Here is a 5,078-nt window from a genome sequence, read left to right as displayed (position 1 = left end):
TATGCACGTCCAGACCAACGTATTTCACTGCCTCCGTCATGACTCGCCTCCGCTGCTGAAAAATCCATCATCAGCATCTCAGATTCGAGCCTCCGAGGCTCGGGCAGTCATGGGGTCTAAGCGTCTCTGCGCGCACTTATGGGTCGACTCTATGCGTCGACGACTCCAGCATTCCAAAGGCATCCATCGGACAGTTGTAGCATCGCCTCTCGTCGCAGAGCCGGCATATCGTCAGCGCCGAGACAGCGTCGTCAGACATCTGCGCAAGTATTGTCTCGGCAATACGTTCCAGCACGAGGCGGTCAGCATTCGAGACATGGCTAAGGATTTCGGATAAAGTCTCGTTTCTTCGTTGCAGGATCGCAGATAGGCGAGTCTCGCCTGCCTCAGTGAGCATCAGCGCTACTGCACGACGGTCCCGTAGCGCTTTGGATCGAACGGCGAACCCGGCTGCAACCAATCGATCGACAAGCCGCACCGTCCCCGCGTGGGACAAGCCTAGCACCCGTCCTAATTCGTCGATCGAAAGACCGGTCGCGTGACCGATGACGACGATCGCCGCGGTGGTTTCGCCACCGCCGGGTATCGTCGGGTCGAATGCCGCCTTCTTAATTCGATCGGTGATGCCCACTGCGAGGGCGCCGAACAGATTGACGAGCCGGTCCGAGAGTACGTTCAAAGGGTTGCCTCATTCATTGCCGGCGCATAGTGTATGCGCAGCGCATATATCACGCCTGTCTAAGCATGAAGGCAGGTCATGCGCCATGATGAAAGCGAGGCACCATGTTTTCGACATTACACATAGCTGAAAAGACGACCGGCTCTCGCGGGTCTCTCGCGTTGCTGCGCTGGGCGCTGGTGGTCATCTTTCTCTGGTTCGGTTGCATGAAATTCACGAGCTATGAAGCGATGGGCATCGCGCCATTGATGAAGAACAGTCCGATCATGAGCTGGATTCCGGCCGTTTTTGGGGTGCAGGGTGGAAGCTATTTTATAGGCACCGTCGAGCTCGCGACGGCCGCTGCGCTGATTATCGGTGCTTTCAACAAGACGGCCTCCGCTCTCGGCGCGGCGATGTCATGCCTGACTTATGCCGTGACACTGACGTTTTTCCTGAGCACGCCTGGCGTCGCCGAGCCGACCGCTGGCGGGTTCCCGGCGATTTCGGCCGGAACCGGACAGTTCCTGTTGAAGGACCTGGTGCTTCTTGCGGCATCAGCGTGCCTTCTACTTGCGTCCATACGGACAGCAGACGCGTGACGGCAAACAGGTGATAGGCGACGCTCCGGACCTGCGCTTTTGCCGAACCATACCCGCCTCAGCCCATAACGATCGACAAACCCTGTCGCTTTGATAGGGTGTTCGAAAACATGCTTTCGAGGGTTTGTCGTACATGCTGGTCGGATATATGCGGGTGTCAACGACCGATGACCGCCAAACGGTCGATCTCCAGCGGGACGCGCTCGTCGCAACCGGGGTCGATCATCGGCATCTCCATACCGACAAGGCATCCGGCGCGCGCGACGACCGACCAGGCCTGAAAGCCTGCCTCGACTATCTGAACGCGGGCGACACACTGATCGTGTGGAAGCTCGACCGGCTCGGACGCTCGCTGCCGCACCTGCTGACGATCGTCACCGATCTGAAGGCGCGCGGCATCGCGTTCCGGTCGCTGACCGAGCAGATGGATACGACCACGCCGCACGGCGAATTGCTGTTCTCGCTGTTCGGTGCATTGGCACAATATGAGCGTGCGCTCACGCGCGAACGGGTGATGGCGGGACTGGCTGCTGCCAAACGCCGGGGACGCCAAGGTGGCCGCCCGCCGATGATCGACGCCGAAACGCTCGAGCGGATCACCGCCGCGCTGGATGGCGGGGCCAGCAAGGCGTCCGTCTGCCGGACCTTCAAGGTGCCGCGTTCGACCCTTCTCGGCACGCTTGCCCGGATCGGCTGGACCGCACCGGCCAAGGTCTAAGCCGATGCCGCGTCGCGCCGTCCTGTCGGACGAGCAACGCGCGGCGTTGCTCGCGCTTCCCGACGACGAAACCCTGCTCGTCCAGCACTGGACATTGAGCCGGGACGACTTGGCCATCATCGTCCGCCGGAGGCGACCGCATAACCGGCTGGGTTTCGCGATCCAGCTTTGCGCGCTGCGCTATCCTGGCCGTTTCCTGCGACCCGGTGAACTGATCCCTGATACGCCGCTCGCGTTCGTCGCAGAGCAATTGCAGGTCGGACCCGAGGTGCTGGCCGACTACGCGACGCGCGGCCCGACCCGGTACGAACAGCTCGATGCACTGCGCGATGCATTCGGCTTCATGCCGCTCAGTCGGCCGCTGCGAACGACGTTGCAGGAATGGCTCCTGCCGATCGCGCTGACGACGACCAGCGGGGCTAGGCTGGCGCGCGTGATGCTGGATGAGTGCCGGCGACGGCGCATCATTGTGCCGGGCATCAGTTCGGTCGAGCGGATGGTCGCACAGGCGTTGCTCGATGCCGAACGCCATGTCGCCGAGCATCTGACCCGAGGACTCGATGCTCGACAGCGCCGGCTGCTCGATGCGCTTCTCCTGCCCCACACAGGCACGAACTTGAGCGATCTGGCCTGGGTGCGGCAGTCACCCGGCAAGCCCGGCCGAAAGACATTCGCCGCCATCATCGAGCGACTGACACTGCTTCGGGCCATCGGGATCGATCCGGATATCGCCGTAGGCGTCCATCCCGAGCGCCTCCGACGCCTGTGCCAGGAAGGCGTGCGGCTGACCGCGCAACATGTTCGGACGCTGCAAGCGACGCGGCGTCGCGCCACATTGGTGGCGACCATCCTCGAAACCATCGTTACCCTCACCGACGATGCGGTGCTGATGTTCGATCGCCTGCTTGGGCAGATGTTCCGGCGCGAACAGAACAGCGCGGACACGACACTCAAGCGCAACCGGCGCACCATCAACGGCAAAATCCGGCTGCTTGCCCAACTCGGCGCTGCCTTGCTCGCCGCCAAGATATCAGGTGGCGATATCGGCGCTGCGGTCGAGGCAGCGATCGGATGGAATGATCTCGGCCGCGAGGTCGATGAAGCCCGCAAGCTGATCCGCCCCGATTCGGTCGATCCCGTCGCGGTCGCCGCGACCAATTACCCCGTCCTCCGACAGGTCGGTCCCTCGTTCATCGCCTCGTTCACATTCGGGGCGGTGCCAGCCTGCCATGCGCTCGCGCGAGCGGTCGCGATCATGCGCGACCTTCATTTTGGTCATCTGCGCAAATTGCCTGCAGGCACGCCAGTCGGCTTCATCCGGCAAGCTTGGCGTCGGGCGATCGGCACCGGCATTCCCGATCGCAGGATCTATGAATTGTGCGTGCTGGTCGAGCTTCGCGACCGGCTTCGCGCCGGCGACATGTGGGTCGAGGGAAGCCGACGCTATCGTGCTGTCGAGCAGCAACTCATTCCTGCCCCCGTATTCGCCAACATGCGCGCGGCCGGCCCCTTGCCGATACCGGCACCGGATACGGCCGATATCTGGCTGGCCGAACGACGCGCCCGCCTCGCCCGTCGATTGGCCGAGGTCGAGCGAAAGGCGGAGACGGACGCGCTGGAAGACGTGCAGCTCAGCTTGGGCAGGCTGCGGATTTCGCCCTTGAAGGCGATTACTCCCGAGGAATCCGATACCGCCCTTGCGCCGCTCTATGCGCATCTGCCCGCGATCCGCATCACCGACCTTCTTGCCGAAGTCGATCGATGGACCGGGTTCAGCCAGTGCTTCACGCATCTGCAAAGTGGCCGTGCCGCGGATGAACCACGTGCGATCCTCACGGCGGTGCTCGCCGATGCCACCAATCTGGGCCATACGCGCATGGCGGAAGCCTGCAATCTCGTGACCCAGCGCCAACTCGGTTGGCTCGCCTCATGGCATCTGCGCGAGGAAACCTACGGTCGCGCGCTCGCCCGGCTTGTCGACGCCCAACACACCGCGCCGCTGGCCGCGCTGTTCGGGTCCGGCACCTCGTCCAGCTCAGACGGTCAGAACTTTCCGCTCGACCGCCGCGCCCAGGCAACCGGCGCAGTCAATCCGCACAAGGGGACAGAGCCGGCTGTCTCCTTTTACAGCCACGTCTCGGATCGCTACGCGCCGTTCCATTCCACAGTTATCTCCGCTTCGGCGAGCGAGGCGGCACAGGTGCTCGACGGGCTGCTCCACCACGGCGCCGATCTGCACATCGAAGAGCATCACGTCGATGGCGGGGGCGTCTCCGACCATGTGTTCGCGCTATGTCATCTGCTTGGGTTCCGGTTCGCGCCGCGTATCCCGAATATCGCCGCACGCCGTTTGCACCTGTTTAACGGCATCGAACCCGGCCCCGATATTGCGCCGCTGGTCGCGGGCCGCATCGACGAAGGTCTGATCGAGGCACACTGGGACGACGTGCTGCGACTGGGAACCTCGATCCGCACAGGCGTCGTCAGCGCCTCGATCATGCTGGAACGGCTCGGCTCCTATCCACGCGCCAACGGCCTGGCACTGGCGTTGCGCGAGATCGGTCGCGTCGAGCGTACCCTGTTCACGCTCGACTGGATCGAGCAGCCCGAACAGCGTCGCCGCGCCACCCGCGAACTCAACAAGGGAGAAGCGGAAAATGCCCTGAAACGCGCCATCTTCTTCCATCGCATCGGCCGTATCCGCGATCATGCGCTGCAAGCCCAAAGCCATCGGGCGAGCGCGCTGAACCTCGTCGCCGGTGCCATCGTCCTGTGGAACACGACCTACCTGCAAGCCGCCCGGATGCATCTCGCCAACCTCGGCCGGCCGGTCCCGCCGGACCTGCTGCAACACCTATCACCGCTCGGTTGGCAGCATATCAATCTCACCGGCGATTACCTCTGGACCGATCCCGATGCGCCATCCACCGCGCTCAGACCGCTTCGCCAGATGCGCGCCGTCGAAGGCACGGCAAAACCTTAGACCCCATGACTGCCCGAGCCTCGGAGGCTCGAATCTGAGATGCTGATGATGGATTTTTCAGCAGCGGAGGCGAGTCATGACGGAGGCAGTGAAATACGTTGGTCTGGACGTGCATAA

Annotated in this window: 4 protein-coding genes; 3 read left to right on the top strand and 1 reads right to left on the bottom strand. The window is 63.1% G+C overall.

Annotated features, from left to right (window positions below; translation table 11 throughout):
* Positions 1–136 precede the first annotated feature (136 nt).
* Positions 137–679 carry a MarR family winged helix-turn-helix transcriptional regulator gene (locus tag ABLE43_RS22975; protein ID WP_010339851.1) on the bottom strand — a complete coding sequence of 181 codons (543 nt, stop codon included), beginning with the start codon at positions 677–679 and terminating at the stop codon, positions 137–139.
* A gap of 104 nt (positions 680–783) precedes the next feature.
* On the opposite strand from ABLE43_RS22975, the gene ABLE43_RS22970 reads away from it, so the two are divergent.
* From ABLE43_RS22970 to ABLE43_RS22960, 3 genes are all read left to right on the top strand, one after another.
* Positions 784–1,260, top strand: a complete 477-nt coding sequence (locus ABLE43_RS22970) for a YkgB family protein (RefSeq protein ID WP_010339850.1) — start codon at positions 784–786, stop codon at positions 1,258–1,260.
* Between the two features lie 133 nt (positions 1,261–1,393).
* A complete protein-coding gene (locus tag ABLE43_RS22965; RefSeq protein WP_010339849.1) occupies positions 1,394–1,978 on the top strand; it encodes a recombinase family protein in 585 nt (194 codons plus the stop codon).
* A gap of 4 nt (positions 1,979–1,982) precedes the next feature.
* On the top strand, positions 1,983–4,961 hold the full coding sequence (locus ABLE43_RS22960) for a Tn3-like element ISMpo10 family transposase (RefSeq protein WP_012449407.1): 2,979 nt from the start codon (positions 1,983–1,985) through the stop codon (positions 4,959–4,961).
* The last annotated feature ends 117 nt before the right edge of the window (positions 4,962–5,078 follow it).

The organism is Sphingomonas silueang (assembly GCF_040049155.1).
GTDB classification, from domain to species: domain Bacteria; phylum Pseudomonadota; class Alphaproteobacteria; order Sphingomonadales; family Sphingomonadaceae; genus Sphingomonas; species Sphingomonas silueang.
This window is presented reverse-complemented; position numbering and strand designations above follow the sequence as displayed.